Below are 18018 nucleotides of genomic sequence, written 5' to 3'. Positions count from 1 at the left end.
CCACAGCTTCACGACCCGCCAGGAGGCCCGGCGCGGAGTGATGAACTACATCGAAGTGTTCTACAACCGATGGCGACCCCACAGCAACAATGACGGCCTGCCGCCGGCCACCGCAATGGCGGCCTTCACGCCAACCGCGCAACCGCTTCCCGCGGCTGCCTGACCAAAAAGAAACTACGCGACTGTCTCACATCCTTGACACACCTCAGATCAACCTCGGCCGAAACCTGGTCCTGCCCGCGCTCGTTAGGGACTTCCGGGCACACCCGCACGGCGCACTGAGTCTCCAGGCTTTGCATAACGATTTCACCTCCTCTTCACCCCTTCATGGTCCGATCGGCCGAAAGCCGCATGATCCCGGCTGCGTTCCTCAGATGCCTGGGACGCCCGAGAAACGAACCTACGACTACGTCAGGCACGGGACCACGACCTTGTTTGCCGCACTGAACACCGCGGATGGTTCCGTGATCTCCAGTCTTCACCGGAAGCACCGCGCCACCGAGTTCCGGAGCTTCCTGGTCAAGATAGACGCCCAGGTCCCCGAGGACCTGGACGTGCACCTGATCTGCGACAACTACCAAACCCACAAAACCCCGACTATCAGGAACTGGCTCCAGGCCCACCCGCGGTTCCACATCCATTTCACCCCCACCTACTCCTCCTGGCTGAACCAAGTCGAGCGCGGATTCGTCACCGAAGACCTCCTTCGCCGCAGCGACCACCGCAGCGTCCAGGCCCTCGAAGCCGACATTCGCAACTGGGTCAAAACATGGAACGAAAACCCCACACCATACATCTGGACCAAGACCGCTGAACAAATTCTCGAATCAATCGGCAGACTTCTGAAACGAACTTCAGGCGCAGGGAACTAGGTCAGCTTCGCAGCGGAGCAGTGTGGGGTTCCAGAAGGCCATGCCGAAGTGGCCTCGGCACGTGGCCAGTTGGGCAACGATGGCGGGGCAGCTTCCGCGCCGGAGAAGTGCTGTGCCTCCGCCACGTAAAGCCGCTCCAATGCCTCGTCTCCCAGTGAGTGGGCCCGCCACACCCGGAAGATGTGCCGCATTCTGTGGGCCGTTGCATGGATGCGCACTATTCCGGGCACAGCGTGAACGTAAATTTCACAGCTGACCATTTTGTGAAATGTTTTTTCTTCGTTTACCTCCGGTGTTCTCGCCCGTTGACTCAGCCACCTAACTTGAAGTTGTGAGCACGCAACAAATCAAAGTCCCCGCCAAGCACCAGACCCAGTTCCTTGAGTCCATCCGGGAAAACCTGGCCTCGTTTTCCGCCGTGGAGCTGCGTATCGCCCGTGCCATTCTGGGAGATCCGCAGAACATCATCAATCAGTCGATCGGCCAGTTCGCGGCTGAGGCAGGAGTTTCGTCCGCGTCCGCAGTACGGTTCTGCCAAAGCATGGGCCTGGCCGGTTTCCAGGCCCTCAAGCTGGTTCTGACCCGCGAGTCGCCGTCCGAAACTGTGCAGCTTGCCGATATCGAGGCCGATGACGATGAACGGACCGTTAGCCGCAAGGTGGTTCTCGGTTCGGCCGAGGCGTTACAGTCTGCCGCGGGGAACATTGACCACGGCAGCGTGGCAGAAGTTGCGGCCCGTATCGGCAGAGCACGCAGAACCCTGGTTTTGGGCATCGGCACGTCAGCTCCGTTGGCCGCGGATGTGGCGTATCGGCTTGCCTTGGTGGGAGTCGATGCTGTGTTTGTCGCCGATGCACATATCCAGAACATCATGGCCAGCCGCCTCACCCGGGAGGATGCCTGCCTGATCGTCAGCCATACGGGTTCCACCACGGAAACACTGGCAGCATCCCGTGCGGCGAAGGCAGCGGGGGCAGCGACGGTGGCGGTTACCAGCTTTACCGGAACACCGCTGACTGACCTCGTGGATCTGTCAGTGGTGGCGGGCAGTCAGGAAACGGCCTACCGGGTGGATGCCATGACCAGCCGTGTGGTGCACCTGGCTGTACTGGACGCCATCGTGGTTCTGCTGACCCATGGATCCCATCAGCGCATGGCCGCATTGTCCGCCAGCAACGACATCCTCTCCCAACTTCATCGCAGTTAGCGCAATTCCCAGAATATTCCGCTCAATCCTGGAGACCTCATGCCCACAATCATCACCGGCCGTGTCATCGCGGCAGAAGGAATGCCGCTTCCCGGCGTCGCCGTCACAAACGGTCGGGACGTCGTGGCCACCGGAGCGGACGGCACTTTCACTGTCGAAACCTTCGGCTCATTCATCACCCTGACCCGTCCCACCGGGTGGCATACGGACCACTGGTTCAGGCGGGTTCCCGCCAATGCCGGCAACAGCACGGAGCTCGTCTTCGAACTGCACGCCACGGAGCAATCCCTCCCGTACCAGTTCATGCACATCACCGATACGCATATCGACATGGCTCAGCCCGACCAGTGGGCTTTCGACAAAGGACGCCTGACAACGCCTGACCAGCTGAAGGAATTCATTCAGGACCTCCCTCAGCTTTCGCCGGCGAGCCGCTCCGTGATCGTCACCGGCGATCTGGTGGACCACGGATCTCCGGAGGAGTTTGCCGGTTTGCTGGATGCTGTGGCTGATGCCCAGGTTCCCGTCAACCTGGTTCCCGGGAACCACGACCACATGCACGCCGGACGGGCAGGGCGCATTTCCCGCAACAACTACATCGTCAACGATGGCGACCCGGGACTGTACGAGTCGTTGGTGGGCCCGCGGTGGTTCTCCTACGGTGTTGCCGGCCTGCACGTGGTGGTGATGGACTGGCACACGCACGAGCTCGGACTAGACCACACGGTCCAGGAGGAATGGCTCAGCAATGATCTCGCGGCCGCCGGGGACGATACCCCCTACATCCTGTGCATGCATGACCAGCCGGGGCATCCGGTCATGGACCGGCTCCCGCGGAAGCCGCTGGCCACCTTCTCCGGCCATTGGCACACGTCCCGGGTCGTGGACATCGACGGCGTCCTGCACGTCAACAGCCCCACCCCGTTTTTTGCCGGCCTGGACTATTCCCCGCCGATGTTCCGCGAAGTGGTGTGGGACGGCACGAGCCTGGAGCTGAACACCCGCACCATGCCGGCCCACTACCTGCACAACCCGGAACACGCGTTCGACGTCGACAAGGCCACCGTCGCAGGATATGACGCCAAATCCGGCAGTTCGCTGGTCCGCTGGCGCCATCAGCTGGCCGGTGCCGGCCACCGCGCCGGGCTCGCCCTGGCGGGGGACCAGATCTTTGCCGGCTCCCAGATTGAGGACCGCCCTGCCGGGACGGTAGAGGCGCTCGACGCTGAAAGCGGCCGGCTTCTGTGGTCGGCGCCCACCGGGTCCGCCGTCAAGACGCGTCCGGTCCTGGTTGGCGACGTCGTGGTGGTTGCCGAGGTCAACGGTGCGGTAGCGGGCCTGGCTGCCGGAACCGGTGAGCGGCTGTGGACGACGCCCTCCACGGACCCGTACCGGCGCTTCGCCTGGCAGTCACCAGTGGAATCGGCGGGCATCGTGGTGCTCGGCGACCAGAGCGACCTCCGCGCCCTGGACGCTGCCACCGGAGAGGTCCTGTGGCGGCGCACCGATCTGTCCCCCCACCACAACATCGTCACGCATTCCAGCCCCGCGATCGTGGGCACCATGGTGATGGTGGGGTTCTGGCCGACGCCGAACTCGCCGATCGCCGTCGACCTCCACACCGGGGAGTCTATCTGGCCCATGCCCCTACTGCAGGACGACCCGTGGGACGCCGCCCGGAACCTCCGGGTCACCGGGACCGCGGCCTACGACGCTGCGCAGGACAGCTTCCTGGTACCGGCGATCTCCAGCACGGCCAAGCTGGACCGGAAGACCGGCTCCGCGCAGTGGACCGTGCAGCATGAAGGCGGCTACAGCCCCTCCACCCCGGTCATCACCCCCGCCGGATACGTGGTCACCGTGACCGGCCGTGGTCTCCGCATGCTGGCCAAGGAGACCGGCGGGCAGCTGTGGGATGCAGCAGTGGATGGGCTGGCTCCGTTCCCCATGACGGCTTACCGCATGAAGGCAAACCCCGTCATGGCCGCCCCTGCCTACGAAGAGTCCAGCGAAACGCTGCTGCTGCCAGGGCTCGACGGCGTCATCCGCCGTTACGGACTGGACGGCACCCCGGCCGGGACGTACGACGTCGGGGTCCCCCTCGCAGCCCCGCTGGTCGCCGCCGGGGGCGGTAGCTACCTCACGGTGGGAGTCGACGGCGGGCTGCTCGCGCTTAATCTGGGAGCCGGATCATGAGCCTGCTGACGCGTTCGGCGGCGAAGGTCGCAGCCGCAACGCCGGCTCCCGGAGGCCGTACAGGCAAGCAGGCCCCCACTTCTGGATACTCCAGGCCGTCCCTGACGCCGTATCTGTTGCTGCTCCCCGCTCTGGCGGCCCTGTTGCTGTTCGTCTACGGGCCGGCCCTGTTGTCCCTGATCGGGAGCTTCTTCGTTATCCCGCTGTCCGGGGGTTCATGGAAGTACGCGGGCATCAATAATTACCTCAAGGTTTTTGCAGATCCGCTGATCCATCAGGCGGCGTGGAACACGCTGGTGTATTCGCTGGCCACGATCATCCCGTCCATTGTGCTGGGGCTGTTGCTGGCGTTGCTCATGGAAAAGATGGGCCGCGGGAGCTGGCTCGCCAAGACCGCCCTCATTCTGCCCATGACGGCGAACATGGTGGCCATGGCCGTGGTGTTCAAATGGATCTTCGCGTTCCAGGGCGGTTTCGCCAACCAGCTCCTCGGGATCGTCGGCCTCGCCCCGGTGAACTGGCTGGATGAAGCCGATACGTCATTGTTCACCGTTATTCTGCTGGGGCTGTGGCGGGCTACGTCCCTGTGCATGTTGCTGTTCATGGCAGGGCTGACCACCATCCCGTCCTCCATCCACGAAGCGACGGCCGTCGAAGGAATCCGGGGTTTCACCAAGCTGCGGACGGTCATCCTGCCGATGCTTCGGCCCACCGTGGTGTTCGTCACGGTCCTGTCCATCACCGGCGCCGTCCAGGTCTTTGAAATCGTCAACGTCATGACCAAGGGCGGCCCACTGGGAAGCTCGGAAACCGCCATGACCGCGGCCCACAAGGTGGGCTTCGAGTACTTCCGGATCGGCGAAGCATCCGCCATCTCCTTCATCCTGATCGCCCTGCTGCTTGCCGTCGGCATCATCGGACGTCCGCGGCGTACCAAGGAAACCCCATGACCAAACTGAACAAAGTCCACACAGCTTTGGCTACGACCCTCGGCATCCTCGCGGCGGCACTGGCACTGTTTCCCTTCTACTGGATGGTGCGGACGGCAGTGGCCCCCGCGGAGGGCCTGACAACCACGGGACTGAGCCTCATCCCCGTCGAATTCGACTTTTCAAACTTCACCCGGGCCTGGGACAAGGCGAACCTGGGCCAGGCCATGCTCAACGGCATCGCGGTGACGCTCGGCATCCTAGTCCTGCAGCTGTTGACCTGCATTCCGGCCGCCTACGCGCTGTCCAAGTTCCGGTTCCGCGGCGCCGGCCTCATCCTCGGCCTGGTGCTGGCCTGCCTCCTCATCCCGCACCAGGCCACCATGATCCCAACCTTCGTGGGGCTGAACCTGCTCGGCCTGGGCGATACACGGCTGGGCCTGGTGTTGCCGTTCGTCACGAGCGCCATCGGCATCTTCATGCTGCGCCAGCAGATGATGGCGGTGCCGGAGGCCATTATGGAGGCGGCAGAGACCGACGGGCTGGGCCCACTGCGGACCCTTGTCTCAGTGGTCGTGCCGATCTCGGCTCCGTCAATAGCCGCCTTCTCCATGCTGTCGATCTTCACCCACTGGAACGACTACCTTTGGCCGCTCCTGGTGGCACGTAGCCCGGCCATCATGACCCCGCCGCTCAGCCTCGCGATCTTCCAGAATGCCGACACCGGCTTCGACTATCCCGCACTCGCGGCCGCCGCCGCTATCGTGACCGCACCTGTGGTCATCCTCTTCCTCCTCGCCCAGCGTCACTTTGTCCGCGGTATGGCCGGCACCGAAGTCGCCGGCTGACTCCGTAACCCCTCCCCACCCCCATCTACAGACCTCCCAAATCACACGAAGGAATCCCCATGCGCCACAAAATCCTTGCCACCGCCGCGCTCGCCACCGTGACGGTCCTAAGCCTCTCGGCCTGCGGAGGTGCTGAGTCCGGCTCCGGCGGCTCTGTCGCCGCTGCAGCCGCCATCGACCAGTGCAAGCCGGAGGAAACCACCATCAAACTGGCGTTCGCCCCCCAGGGCACGCCCGCCGTCGACCACGCAAAGAAGGTCATGGAACAGAAGTTCCCCGGCCTCAAGATCGATGCCGTCGCCGCCCAGAGCGGTAACTATTCCGACCTCACCAAGCAGATCGTCGCGGATTCAGCAGTGGGTAAGCGGCCGGACCTGATCATGACGGGCCTGGGCCAGCTCCGGTTCTGGACCGACAGCTACAACCCCGCGCCGCTGGACCCTGCAACACTTCCTGAGGGTTACCAGAAGCAGTTCCTGACGGCCGGGGAAGTCAACGGCACCACCTACCTTGCACCGTTTCAGATCTCCACGCCCACCATGCTGGTCAACAAGAAGCTGCTGGCTGAAGCCGGCATTACCGATCCGGCGTCCATCAAGGATTTCGCAGCACTGGAGGAAGCCGCCAGGAAGGTCACCGAGAAGACCGGCAAGCCCAGCATCAACATCTCTTCGGATGATCTTCCGGACTGGTTCTCGCAGGCACTGGTGCAGTCCTCCGGCGAAAAGTACGTGGCCGAGGATGGGTCGTTCGGTTTTGACACCCCGAAGGGCCGCGAGGCCATCGGGCTGCTCTCGCGTCTGGCGGAGGACAAAGTGTCCCTGAATGTGCGCATGGATGACGGCCAGGCACAGTTTGTCGCCGGGAACCTCGCCTTCCATATGGCCACGACGTCCCGCATTGTGAAGGTTGCCAAGGAAGCTCCGAAGGACCTGGACTGGACGCCCATCGACCTTCCCGGACTCAACGGACCCGAGGGCGACCTGCCTGCGGGCGGCAATGGCTGGGTGGTCATCTCCGAGGACTCCTGCAAGGCAGCATTCTCCCAGGCAATGATCACTGAGATGCTCACCAAGGAGGCCTCGCTCCTGAGCAGCGGCAAGGACTACAGCTACATTCCGGTCAACAAGCTTGCCACCGAAGAGCTCCTCAAGGGAGAAAACATCGCTCCCCAGATGCGGTACGCGTGGACCTACGACAAGCCGCTGACGGTGTGGGGCGGTTTCGAAGGAGCCCAGACGGCCCAGATCATCAACACCGTGCGCACCATGATGGAGCAGCTTGCCACCGGAAAGCCGGCCGACGAGGTTGTGCCCGCCACAGCGAAGTCCATCAACTCCATGCTGGGTAAGTAACCATGACAGCGATTGAACTGACCAACATCACCAAGCGCTTCGGCGACGTGACGGCGCTCGACGGCGTCACTCTGTCCATCCGGGACAGGGAGAACCTCTCCATTTTGGGACCCTCGGGATCCGGCAAGTCCTCCCTGCTGCGGATCATCGCCGGGCTCGAACACCCTGACGAGGGCACCGTGGAACTGGACGGCAAGAACCAGGCGGGCGTGCCCGCCCACCAGCGCGACGTGTCGATCGTTTTCCAAAACTTCGCCCTGTATCCGCACCTGTCATCCCTGGGCAACATCACCCTGGGGCTGCGCCACGGCCTGGGCCTGTCCAAGCAGGAGGCGGAGAAGCGGGCACGCGAGGTTGCCTCCCGGATGCGAGTCGAGGAACTGCTTCACCGGCGCCCGAAGGCGATGTCGGGCGGCCAGCGCCAGCGTATTGCCCTGGCGCGCGCACTGGCCCGGCATGCCGGCGTCGTACTCCTCGACGAGCCCATGTCCGGACTCGATGCCCAGCTCCATATCTCGTTGCGCGCCGAAATCCACCAGCTCATCAGCCAGGAGGGCGCCACGGGCGTGACCGTCACCCATGACCAGCAGGACGCCATGTCCATGGCCGACCGCATTGCCGTGATGGACAACGGGCGCATCGTGCAGCTGGGCACTCCGGACGAGCTTTACGATTCTCCCGTCTCGGCCTTCGTTGCCGGGTTCATCGGAGCGCCGCCGATGAACCTCCTCTCCTCGGTCCGCTCGGAATCCGGGGCGCTGGAGACGGCCTACGGACGCGTGTCCACGGACGCCAGCAACGCAGGCCTGACGGGCAACGTTGTCTTGGGCGTCCGGCCTGAGGACGTCCGCCTTGGACGACCTGAGCGCGGCAACGCCTGGACTACGGAAGGCGAAGTGATCCTGATCGAGCCCAACGGCCCGCTCAGGACCGTTCATGTGGACCTGGGCGGCTCGGTGCTCCTCCTGTCCTGCCGCTCCGCTGAGCGCCCGCAGCTGCATTCCCGTGTTGGGGTGTGGTCTGATCCGGAGAAGATCCACGTTTTCCACGGCCCTGGCGGGCTCCAGGCGGGCATGGCCTCCGAACTGGGACTGACAGCCGCTGCATTGTCGGCCGCTGTATGAAATACCTTTTCGACTGGAACGGCACCATTGCCGACGACGCAGGCCGTGCCTGTGGTGCAACCAATGCGGCGTTGCGGCTGGTGGGAGGACAGGAGATCAGCCCGGATCAGTTTGATCGCAAGTTCATGCTGCCGATGGACGAGATGTTCCTGAAGCTTGGCGTTCGCGCCGGAGACGTGCCGGCCGCCATTGCGGAATGGAACGCGGCCATGGCTTCGCAGCCAGCGCCCCTTCGCGCCGGTACGGCGGGCTTTCTGGCCGAGCTCAATGCGGCCGGCGAGATGTGTGCGGTCATATCGGCGGCAGGGCCCGGGTACCTGCTGGCCGAACTGAGGACTTTTGACCTCGAGGACCGGTTCGGCGTCGTCGTTACTGAAGCCGCGGACAAAGCCCGGGTGCTGGCAGATCTCCGGGACGGCGGCGAAGCCCTGTACTTCGGCGACACAGAGTATGACATGCGCTGCGCCGCGGAAGCAGGCTGTGTCCCCGTGGGGGTGCTCAGCGGTTACTGCCCGGAAGAACGGCTTGTCGAGGCGGGAGCCGAACTGGTGGTGCGCGACTTCGGCGAGTTCAGGGCCACCGACCTGGGCTGCCGGTTGCTGGCTGTCTAAAAGCTGCGAAGCGGCGGGCCGTTCCTTTTGGGTGGCCCGTCGCTTGTGCTTCGCTTGTGCCCGGGGGAGGTAGCCGACGGGCGACCTCGAAAGCAGGGCTCGCACCCATGCTGTGGCCTTAGAGGGCAAGCTGGGCGGCGGTGACGCTTCCATCCATCCGGCAGGGACATCCGCGGCTTCAGCGACGGATCCGAAGTCTCGCCCCTGGTAGCCGAGCTTTGCGACGTCGACGCCGCAGAAGCGCCAAGCCGCGGAACTCGCGGCTGTTCCGCCCGCGTGATGGAGGAAAACAGATGCATGCCGAGCCCAGGGGCGCAATTTGATCAATTCCTATTGGATTCATTGGTCGTAGGCGATCAGCGAACGTTTTCGGGCTTGCCGGTCAGCCAGCTGTGCGACTCGTGGCGCTTGCCGCCGCGACCACGGTGCCCAGGGGGTTGCCATTGCCGTCGACCAGCAGGGAGCGTTTGGTGCCGGACTTGCCGCGGTCCACCGGGGACCGGGCCGCGGCCTCGCCGCCGCAGGGGGCTTTGACGATGCATCCGTTCACGGCCAGGTCCACGAATTCCATGCCGACGATGCGGTCATAGGCTTCCAGGCATAGCTGCTCGAGCTTTTCGAAGATTCCGGCGGCGATGTGCCCGTTCCCCGGTGCCGGACGGTGGTGGCCGAGCAGGTGCTTTCGGCGATCTTCTCGTAGGCGGCGCCGGGCACGAGGACCTGGACGAGCTTGACGAACACGATCGGTCCGGGACCTACGGCCGGTGGCAGCCGAGAGGGTGCCCGTCGATGACGGGCGAGACCAGGGCACGGGCGAAGACAACAACGTTGTGCTGGAGACGGAGGGAAACTTGCGTGAAATCAATGCAGAGCCTGAACGTCGAGGGTGTCAGGGACCGGGCCCGGACGCTTTGGACGGAAATGCTGGCCGGAAAATCCTTTCCGACCGACGAGCAAATCATCAGCCTGATCGCGAGCCTCCAGTTCCCCACCATTCGGGATCAACTCATGGCGGACATCCCCGGAATCGACGAACCCATGAACCGTGTCCTCCTGGCCCAGACGAACAGCAACCCGCACTGGTCCCGGGTCAAGTGGGCAGAGCAGGTGCTGCTGCACGCATACACACGCAGCAGCACCAGACACTCCGCCCCAATCCTCACCGCCATCGCCTTCATCAACTGGTGGGAAGGCAGAGGCAGCAAGGCCCACCAGTTCCTGCAACTCGCCCTCGAAGCCGACCCCGGCTACCACCTGGGCAGGCTCAGCGAGCTCATGATCTGCTCCGGATCAGTTGCCATGTCATGCCGTTCCCCCCGCATTCCTGCATGAACAGGTATCAGAGCGGAAAATCCAGACCGGCCGCAACCCTGGGTCGATCTAAAAAATAATCAGCAGGTCATGTTGTAGGCGGTTCTAGCCACCATGAAGTGGTGAACGCGAAAACCCAACGGAAGGACGAAGGAGGATGAGCTCCCAGAAGAGGCCCCACGGGGCGGCACCCGGTCCGCCGTAGTCAGCCGCTCCCCCACACAACCGAATACGCCTTCCGGGACCCCACACACCCGGAACATCAGATCAGAGGCAAGAGTGTGGACACTGTCCACACGAAGAAACACCAAAAAAGCCCCTGACCTGCGGAAACACTGTGCCCGAGGTGGGACTCGAACTGCATTCCGGCCCCTGCAAACACTGGACAACCGCGGAAACATACGGAATCCGGCCCGATCCGACCCCTGTACGACCCGATCCGACGCCCAAAGTGTGCACAATGTGCACACGCCCAGATTCGCCTTTCTGCGCACGCCAAATGCGAACCACTTTCCCCACTGAGGAACTCCGTTTTTCTTTGCGCTGGGACTACGGACGGGTTCGCCCCGTCCTACGTTGTGGGTGACGCCGTCTGCAAGGGACGGAGCATACACTCGCCGGTAAGCCCACCAAAACTGAGTAGAACTTCATCGCGGCGACACCTCCTTCATCCATTTCATGAGCCGTTCGGCAAACACGCACATGACCAAGCCAAGAAGCGACTACCCGGCCATCCGGTTCACACCAGAACCAGTCGCTCCTGGAGCCGAGGCGCGGCAGGCCGGTACAAGATCCCACGTACGGAGGCGCCCTCCTGATTAGATGTGTTGGCCAACGACAACGTGGCGACACGCTTGGCCGATGACCGAACTCCCAGGCCGCCCCTGGCCCACATCGACCGGACGAAAGATCCATTATCGGCATTCAAAGTACGGGAGTAGCAGTGGATGCGAGAACTCCCGTGTCCGTTCTCATACAAGATGTCAGTTTTCGCAATCAACGTGTCAGTCTACGGATCCCGGGCCATTCTCAATCAAATTGACAGCCTGGGTACCGCGCTGCGAAGACTCACCCTTTGCGGCGTCGTCTGGCTTCCTCGGGCCTTCGGCAGTAACGCCGCGACTCCTTTTAGCGCGTTCCAAGCGCTTGTGAAAATACGGAACTGACAACTTGAATGAGACGGAACTGCCCAGATTCTGTCTCATTCAACCTGCCAGCCCCCAGGTCAGCACTGACATCTGGGATGAGAACGGACATCCCGTTTCGCGCAGAACCTGACGTTTTCCGCAGGTCAGAAGCGCTAACTAAATTAATTGCGGTCTCGGCGCGTCACGTGGACTTGGCCCGCAGGGACTGAAATTTAGAGTCTTCCTGCATTACTGCATGTTTCCACGCATTGGGGGTTGCATGAATGGTGGTGTTCCGGGATTCCTGCTCAGGGATCCGGGCGTCGGCCTGTTCTGGGCCGTCGAACGGACGTTCGCGGCCATCTGGATCGCTGGCGCGTGCAAATGCTTGCCCCGCCGGACTCACACTGCGGCGAGAGCGGTGTAGCCGCGGTTTGCCCTTGCGGGATTTATCTTGCGGCCGTGGGCTCGGCCAATAAACACACAGATTTTCAATGGCCTCTGTGATGCGTCGGGCCCGCGAGCTCGCCGAGCTCGCGGGCGTCACCTTCCCCTATGGCTTACCCAGCCGGATCCTCACCTGAGGACATCCAAGCCCACCTTGAAAGCACGCTCGGGAGTCATCGCTCTCCTGTCCCTCCACATCAGGCGAACGTCTATCCGACTGCAGGCCAGCCTGTGTATGACTCCGCCAGGTAGGCCTTGCCGTGCCGGGAGGAGACCACGGAGTGCAACTCGCCGAGTTGGCGGGCGCGGTCGAAGTCGTCGGCGCCGGGGACGGTGTGCAGCATTGACGTCATCCAGTAGGAAAAGTGTTGGGCCTTCCATACCCGGTCCAGAGCGCGGTCGCTGTAGGAGTCGAGCAGCGCGGTGGAACCGTTGGAGTAGAAGGAGTCGAGGCCTTCGAAGAGCACTTTGACGTCGTGAATGGCGAGGTTGAGGCCCTTGGCGCCAGTGGGTGGGACGGTGTGGGCGGCGTCGCCGGCCAGGAAGAGGTTGCCGTGACGCATGGGCGTGTGCACGAAGCTGCGGAACGGCAGGACCATCTTTTCCAGGACCGGGCCTTCCTTGAGCTCGAAGCCGTTGCCGTTGACGCGCTTGCGGAACTCGGACCAGATGCGCTCGTCATCCCACTCGGCCACGTTTTCCTTGGGATCGCACTGGAAGTACATGCGCTGGACGGTCTCTGTGCGCTGGCTGATCAGGGCGAAGCCATGCTCGGAGTTGGCGTAGATCAGTTCGTCGGCGCTGCGCGGAGCTTCGGCCAGGATGCCGAACCAGGCGAACGGGTACTCGTGGAAATACTGGGTCCGCGAAGCCTCCGGCACCTGGCGGCGGCAGTGGCTGCGGGAACCGTCGGCGCCCACGAGGAAGTCGGCCTGGATCTCGTATTCCCGGCCGTCGCCGTCGGTGAACCAGACCTTCGGCTTGCCTTCGAGGTCGTGAACGGTGGTGTCCGTGACGCTGTAGCGGACGTCGCCGCCGTCGGCCTCCCGCCGTGCGGCGAGGTCTGCGAACACGTCGGTCTGGGGGTAGAGCCAGACGGACTCGCCCACGAGGTCCTTGAAGTCGATGCGGTGGCTTTCGCCGTTGAAACGCAGCTCGATGCCGTCGTGGCGGTCGCCTTCGCGGCGCACACGGTCCGAGACGCCGGAGTCCACCAGCATGTTCACGGTGCCGTGCTCCAGGATGCCTGCCCGGACGGTTTCCTGGATTTCCTTGCGGGTGCGGATTTCCACCACGACCGATTCGATGCCCTGCTTGGCCAGCAGGTGGGAGAGCATGAGGCCGGCAGGGCCTGCGCCCATGATGGCCACCTGGGTGGTGATGGTTGTGCGTGCCATGGTATTCCTCGCTTCGTTGCGGATCCCGGCGTTTCGGACCGGGATGAGTCTGGAATCAGTGTGGCGTGCGCTGCGTGATTGGCGTTACCTGTCTTCTGTTGAACGGAAGTAAGATTAATCGCCGAGTTGGCGGCCTATCCCCCGAGCCGCTGTCTGCAGCGCCGGAACCAGGGCCTGGAAACGCATTTCCGCCAGCGGAACTACGACGCCGAGCGCCGCCACCGTCCGCCGCTTGCCGTCCACGACCGGAACGGCAATGCCCCAGGTATCCGGGTCGACGATGCCAGCGAGCTGCGCGTAGCCCTGCTGGGCGGCTTCGGCCAGCAAATGGCGGACGCCGTCGGTAGTCAACCTACCGGCCGGGTCCGCGAATTGCTCGAGGTATTCCGCCTGCAACTCACGGCTCTGGTGCGACATTAACGCCAGTCCGGCAGAGGAAATATGTACGGGCATTCGCCCTGCAATCCGTGCCCGGTTAGCGACGGATCCACGCCGCGAAAGCCCCCTCGAAGATGCAACTGCCACAGCACACAGGCCACTCTCGGGGAACAAATTTGCCCGTCACCTCACCGGGCGGCGGCGGACCTACCTTGGTACGTCGGAAGACCTGCCCAGCTTTCCCTTGTTGAGCCCGGCGGCAGCTCAACGTCGAGCCGTGCCTCGTACGGACCTTGCCGCAGACGATCACACAGGCTCAGGATCTCTCTGTCAGATCTTCTTGCCATGAGTAGGGCGCCTCCGCATGCGCATCGAGGCGCGGATGCTGTTTTGAGCGGCAGCGGAGGTGGTGGCGGCGTTGAGTTCATCGTGTAAGCGCGCCCAGGCGTAAATCGATCAGGGCCTCGGCATCCTGGACAATCCTGGCCACCAACTCTTCGCAGCCGGGCACGTCGTGGATCAGTCCTTGGACCATTCCCACGGTCCAGACACCATGCTCGGGATCACCCTCCGAGTAGACCCGTCTGCCTCGAGCCCCGGCCACCAGTTCTCTGACGTCCTCGAATACACCGCCCTTGGCCAAGACCTCCACTGCCTGGCGGCTGACCGAGTTGCTCGCAACACGCGAGGTATTGCGCAAGGGGCGGAATATGAGCTCTGTGTCCAACTCAGTAGCCGCAACAATCGCATCCTTGATCCTTGAGTGGATCGGGGATTCCTGGGTGCACATGAACCTCGTCCCCATGCTGATCCCGTCAGCTCCGAGTGCTAGCGCCGCGACCAAGCCTCGACCGTCGGCAATGCCTCCGGAGGCCAACACCGGGATTCGGAGCAGGGCTGTAGCAGCAGGAATCAGGACAAGCCCTGGAACATCGTCCTCGCCAGGATGACCAGCGCATTCGAACCCATCAATGCTGACGATGTCCACCCCTAGCGACTCGGCTTTAAGTGCATGCCGCACGCTGGTGCATTTGTGAATGGTGGTGATCCCGTTCGCCTTAAATATCTCCACGAATGAACGCGGGTTGTTCCCGGCTGTTTCCACGACGGGGACGCCTGAGCTCACAATTACATCGCGGTACTCCTCGTAGGGAGGCGGAATAATGGATGGCAGGATGGTGAGATTCACTCCGAACGGGCGGTCAGTCAGGTCTTGGCAGCGGCGAATCTCCCGTGCCAGATTTTCCGGTGAGCCGGTTGTGAGCGCACTGATGACGCCGAGCGCGCCGGCGTTGGAGACAGCAGCCGCGAGTTCGGCAGTAGCCACCCACTGCATGCCCCCCTGAACTATGGGATGTTCGATGCCAAGAATGGTCGTTGCCCGTGTTTTCATGATTGATTTCCTTCCGGGGCCACGAATCGGAGATGTCCCGCAACGCAGGCGGGCCGCTCTGATCCCTCAAGTTGCATATGTGTTCCGGACGAAGATCTATGCTGCACGGTTGGACGGCGTCACGGCCATCTTCTCCATCCCGCTTCGGATCCCCGACTCTACCGACAGCCGAGAGGGAACCTTCCCTCCGGCCCGCTGGACACATGCCCAATTCCCCTTGTGCGCCTTTTACTAGCGTCGACCGCACGGTGAAGCTCTGATTGCATCGTCCTCACAGTCCGTACCGGCGGATTCTCTCGTAAAGCGTTCCGCGCGAGATTCGTAGTCGCTCTGCGGCGTCCGATTTGTTCCCAAGGCACTCACGCAGCACAGACGCAATAACCTCCCGCTCTGCCCGTTCAAGCTGTCCTAGCGCCGGCGGAATTACTACCCTCGGAGCGGCTGAACCCCTTGCGACCGAACCTGCAAGGCCTGCGAGATCAAGTCTGCTCAGTACTAACGAGCAACCCTCCGTAGTCCGCGGCGGCATCACAGGGACAATTTGCGCTCGAATGCCCATCGGTAGGACGAATTCCCTAGTAAACGGTCCGGCCTCCTCGACAAAGCTCCACAACTGCTCTCGGTCAAGTGATAATCCGCCAAGACCGTCTTCGGCGATCATCGTGCGGCGGTCCAGGGTAATGACGGCCGCTCCTGTACCCGCCTTGACCCGCAAGTGGGCATCGAGGAGCCGCTGGTGGCGGGCGCACGAGAGACGCGTCAGGGAGTCCTCTATCCCACTCAGCATCATATTGAGTGCAACCTTTAGATGCGGGCTAGGTTCGCCAGCAAGTGACGTGACATTTACGGCGCCAAGCAACTTTCGAGTGATGGGATGCAGGACTGGACTCGCCGCACAAACAAGCTTGTGCATGCGCTCATCCAGGTGGTCAGTTCCATGGACGACTGTGGGGGCACGTGTCGCAAGCGCGACGCCCACTCCATTCTTGCCCGCAGAACGCTGGGTCAAGTCGGCACCCTCGCTGACATCTGCCCGCGCGAGATGCCGGCGGAGGCTCGGTGCCGCCGCCCAGTCGTAAGTCACCTTTCCATTGGCGTCCGTGATGGCGAGCCAAGTCGTTGTCCCTTCGAGGGCCGCCTCCGTTGAGGTGAGCGCTCTTCGCGCGACGCTGAAGAGAGTCGCTTGCTCCTCAATGGAATTCGACATCTTGGTGTTCCTTCGCGTCATTGCGTTGATGGATCGTCCCGCTCGGCGGGCTGTTGCAGGTGCACAGAATCGATCTGTTCCGGTCGCTTTAGTTCGAATCGGAGTCCTGTTAGTCGGGCTTTCCAGCGGAACCATGGCCGTAAGTTGAAGTCCTCTGAACTGAGAAGCAGGGTAAGGCCGCGACTGGCGAGTCCTGCGCCTTTGGCGAACCCATAAGGACTCATCGGAATTCCGGGGACAGCCGAAGGCTGGACTTGCATATGCAAAGCCAGCCTTCGGCGCAGTCAGCCACGCTACAAGCGATCTGGGGAGACTACGTTGTGGGGTCCACCAGCAGCTTCATTTTTTGGCCGGCACGGAGCTGTTCGAATCCCTTTTCGACCACGCCGCTGAGGGGAACGTCCTCCACCCATCCGGTGGTATTGTAGTGGCCTTTTGCCATGAGGTCGATGACTGCGGAGTAGTCGGCTGCGGTGTAGCAGATGGTGCCTTGGATGCGCCGTTCGCGGAGCACGAGGTTGATGAGGGGTGTGGGGAGGGGTTTTTCGTAGATTGCGACGCTGATCAGGGGGCGGCGTTCGCCGAGGCATTCGAGGGCTGATTGGACTGCGGGGGCTACGCCGGCGGCGTCGAATGCGGCGTCGACTCCGTTGCCGTTGGTCCGGTCGGCGATGAGGGCGGTCACGTCCTGTTTGGTCGGGTCCAGGGTGCGTGCGCCGAGTGCCTCGATGGACCTGCGGCGGGTCTCGGATGGTTCAACGACATCGATTTCGGTCAGGCCCATCCCGCGCAGTGCGAACCAGAGGCCGATGCCGATGGGTCCTGCGCCGTAGATCAAGGCCCTGCTTTGATCGTTGACTTCACCGAGCGTGGCCGCGTGGTAAGCGACGGACATCGGTTCGACCAATGCTCCCTGCTCCAGCGAGACGCTGTCGGGGAGTTTATGGACCTGGTTGCTGGGCACGACCGTGTATTCCGCCATCCCGCCGTCGGCCATCAGCCCGTGGAAGCCGATCACATTGCATAGATTGTAGTGGCCGGTCCTGCACGGTCGGCACTCACCACAGCGATATATGGGCTCGATGGTGACGCGGTCGCCCTCGCGAATATCCGTGACGTTTGGGCCGATCTCGGTGACTACACCAGAGAATTCATGGCCCAGCGTCAGGGGCAGGCATTGTCCTGTGAGCGGGTGAGGGTCCGTGGGCGGTATGAAGATCGGCCCGTCGTAGTATTCGTGGAGGTCGGTACCGCAGATTCCGTTGCGGCTGACTTTGATCTTCACCTGGCCTTCGCCTGGGGTTGGTTCCGGTACGTCTTCGATTTCAAGTTTGTTTTTGCCGTAATAGACTGCTGCGCGCATGGAGTCTCCTGGTGCTGTGTCGGGTCTCAGATGATGCGGATGAGTTTCTTGTTCGCGAACTCGTTTAGTCCGAATTTGGCGAGTTCGCGGCCTATTCGCCCTACGGGCTCGGCAGCGCGGTCTTCACCGACGACGAGCAGCCGGCCGCCTGCGGCCCGGGAAGGATGGCTTGGCGGGCTGTCCTTCCCGGGCCGGCGGTGGTGGTGCTGATCAGGCCGGGGTCAGGATGTCGGCGTCGGTTGCGAAGTTCGGG

13 protein-coding genes and 2 pseudogenes are annotated in these 18018 nt (G+C 62.8%); 9 read left to right on the top strand and 6 right to left on the bottom strand.

Translation table 11 applies throughout. The features are described 5' to 3' along the window. The first annotated feature begins 374 nt into the window (after nt 1–374). The 8 genes from ACX80X_RS20310 (at nt 375) to ACX80X_RS20275 (ending at nt 9142) form a co-directional block, all read left to right on the top strand. Entirely contained in the window at nt 375–872 is a 498-nt protein-coding gene (locus ACX80X_RS20310) for an IS630 family transposase (RefSeq protein WP_459313166.1), read from the top strand. Between the two features lie 331 nt (nt 873–1203). Then, on the top strand, nt 1204–2079 hold the full coding sequence (locus ACX80X_RS20305; protein ID WP_252603498.1) for a MurR/RpiR family transcriptional regulator: 876 nt from the start codon (nt 1204–1206) through the stop codon (nt 2077–2079). A 39-nt stretch (nt 2080–2118) separates the two neighbouring features. Further along, nucleotides 2119–4275, top strand: coding sequence for an outer membrane protein assembly factor BamB family protein (locus ACX80X_RS20300; protein WP_252603501.1), 2157 nt, complete (start codon nt 2119–2121; stop codon nt 4273–4275). Continuing rightward, complete coding sequence (locus tag ACX80X_RS20295; protein WP_252603503.1) at nt 4272–5225, top strand: carbohydrate ABC transporter permease; 954 nt, start codon at nt 4272–4274, stop codon at nt 5223–5225. Before ACX80X_RS20300 ends, ACX80X_RS20295 begins: the two co-directional genes overlap by 4 nt. Then, on the top strand, nt 5222–6052 hold the full coding sequence (locus tag ACX80X_RS20290; RefSeq protein WP_252603504.1) for a carbohydrate ABC transporter permease: 831 nt from the start codon (nt 5222–5224) through the stop codon (nt 6050–6052). Before ACX80X_RS20295 ends, ACX80X_RS20290 begins: the two co-directional genes overlap by 4 nt. Before the next feature lie 59 nt (nt 6053–6111). Continuing rightward, nucleotides 6112–7407: an extracellular solute-binding protein gene (locus ACX80X_RS20285; protein ID WP_252603506.1), complete on the top strand. Its 1296-nt coding sequence runs from the start codon at nt 6112–6114 to the stop codon at nt 7405–7407. 2 nt (nt 7408–7409) lie between these two features. Then, nucleotides 7410–8531: an ABC transporter ATP-binding protein gene (locus tag ACX80X_RS20280; protein ID WP_252603509.1), complete on the top strand. Its 1122-nt coding sequence runs from the start codon at nt 7410–7412 to the stop codon at nt 8529–8531. Continuing rightward, nucleotides 8528–9142: an HAD family hydrolase gene (locus ACX80X_RS20275; RefSeq protein ID WP_252603511.1), complete on the top strand. Its 615-nt coding sequence runs from the start codon at nt 8528–8530 to the stop codon at nt 9140–9142. Before ACX80X_RS20280 ends, ACX80X_RS20275 begins: the two co-directional genes overlap by 4 nt. Nucleotides 9143–9548: 406 nt before the next feature. Here the strand turns inward: ACX80X_RS20275 and ACX80X_RS20270 are convergent. After that, nucleotides 9549–9948: pseudogene (locus tag ACX80X_RS20270) on the bottom strand (transposase family protein); the annotation flags it as partial. 58 nt (nt 9949–10006) lie between these two features. On the opposite strand from ACX80X_RS20270, the gene ACX80X_RS20265 reads away from it, so the two are divergent. After that, nucleotides 10007–10474 carry a DUF4192 family protein gene (locus ACX80X_RS20265; protein WP_252603513.1) on the top strand — a complete coding sequence of 156 codons (468 nt, stop codon included), beginning with the start codon at nt 10007–10009 and terminating at the stop codon, nt 10472–10474. Nucleotides 10475–12236: 1762 nt separating this feature from the next. On the opposite strand, the gene ACX80X_RS20260 is transcribed toward ACX80X_RS20265, so the two are convergent. From ACX80X_RS20260 to ACX80X_RS20240, 5 genes and pseudogenes are all read right to left on the bottom strand, one after another. Then, nucleotides 12237–13424, bottom strand: a complete 1188-nt coding sequence (locus tag ACX80X_RS20260; RefSeq protein WP_459313164.1) for a 4-hydroxybenzoate 3-monooxygenase — start codon at nt 13422–13424, stop codon at nt 12237–12239. Between the two features lie 114 nt (nt 13425–13538). After that, nucleotides 13539–13925: pseudogene (locus tag ACX80X_RS20255) on the bottom strand (IclR family transcriptional regulator domain-containing protein); the annotation flags it as partial. A gap of 301 nt (nt 13926–14226) precedes the next feature. Continuing rightward, the gene (locus tag ACX80X_RS20250; RefSeq protein ID WP_459310269.1) at nt 14227–15195 is read right to left on the bottom strand and encodes an NAD(P)H-dependent flavin oxidoreductase; all 969 of its coding nucleotides are present in this window, start codon (nt 15193–15195) and stop codon (nt 14227–14229) included. Between the two features lie 271 nt (nt 15196–15466). Further along, the gene (locus ACX80X_RS20245) at nt 15467–16402 is read right to left on the bottom strand and encodes a helix-turn-helix domain-containing protein (RefSeq protein ID WP_459310268.1); all 936 of its coding nucleotides are present in this window, start codon (nt 16400–16402) and stop codon (nt 15467–15469) included. Nucleotides 16403–16715: 313 nt separating this feature from the next. After that, nucleotides 16716–17765: a 2,3-butanediol dehydrogenase gene (locus ACX80X_RS20240; protein ID WP_459310267.1), complete on the bottom strand. Its 1050-nt coding sequence runs from the start codon at nt 17763–17765 to the stop codon at nt 16716–16718. Between the last annotated feature and the right edge of the window lie 253 nt (nt 17766–18018).

This window comes from Pseudarthrobacter sp. MDT3-1 (genome assembly GCF_054510755.1).
Note: the sequence above shows the minus strand (reverse complement) of the source record. Positions and strands in the feature narration are given on the sequence as shown.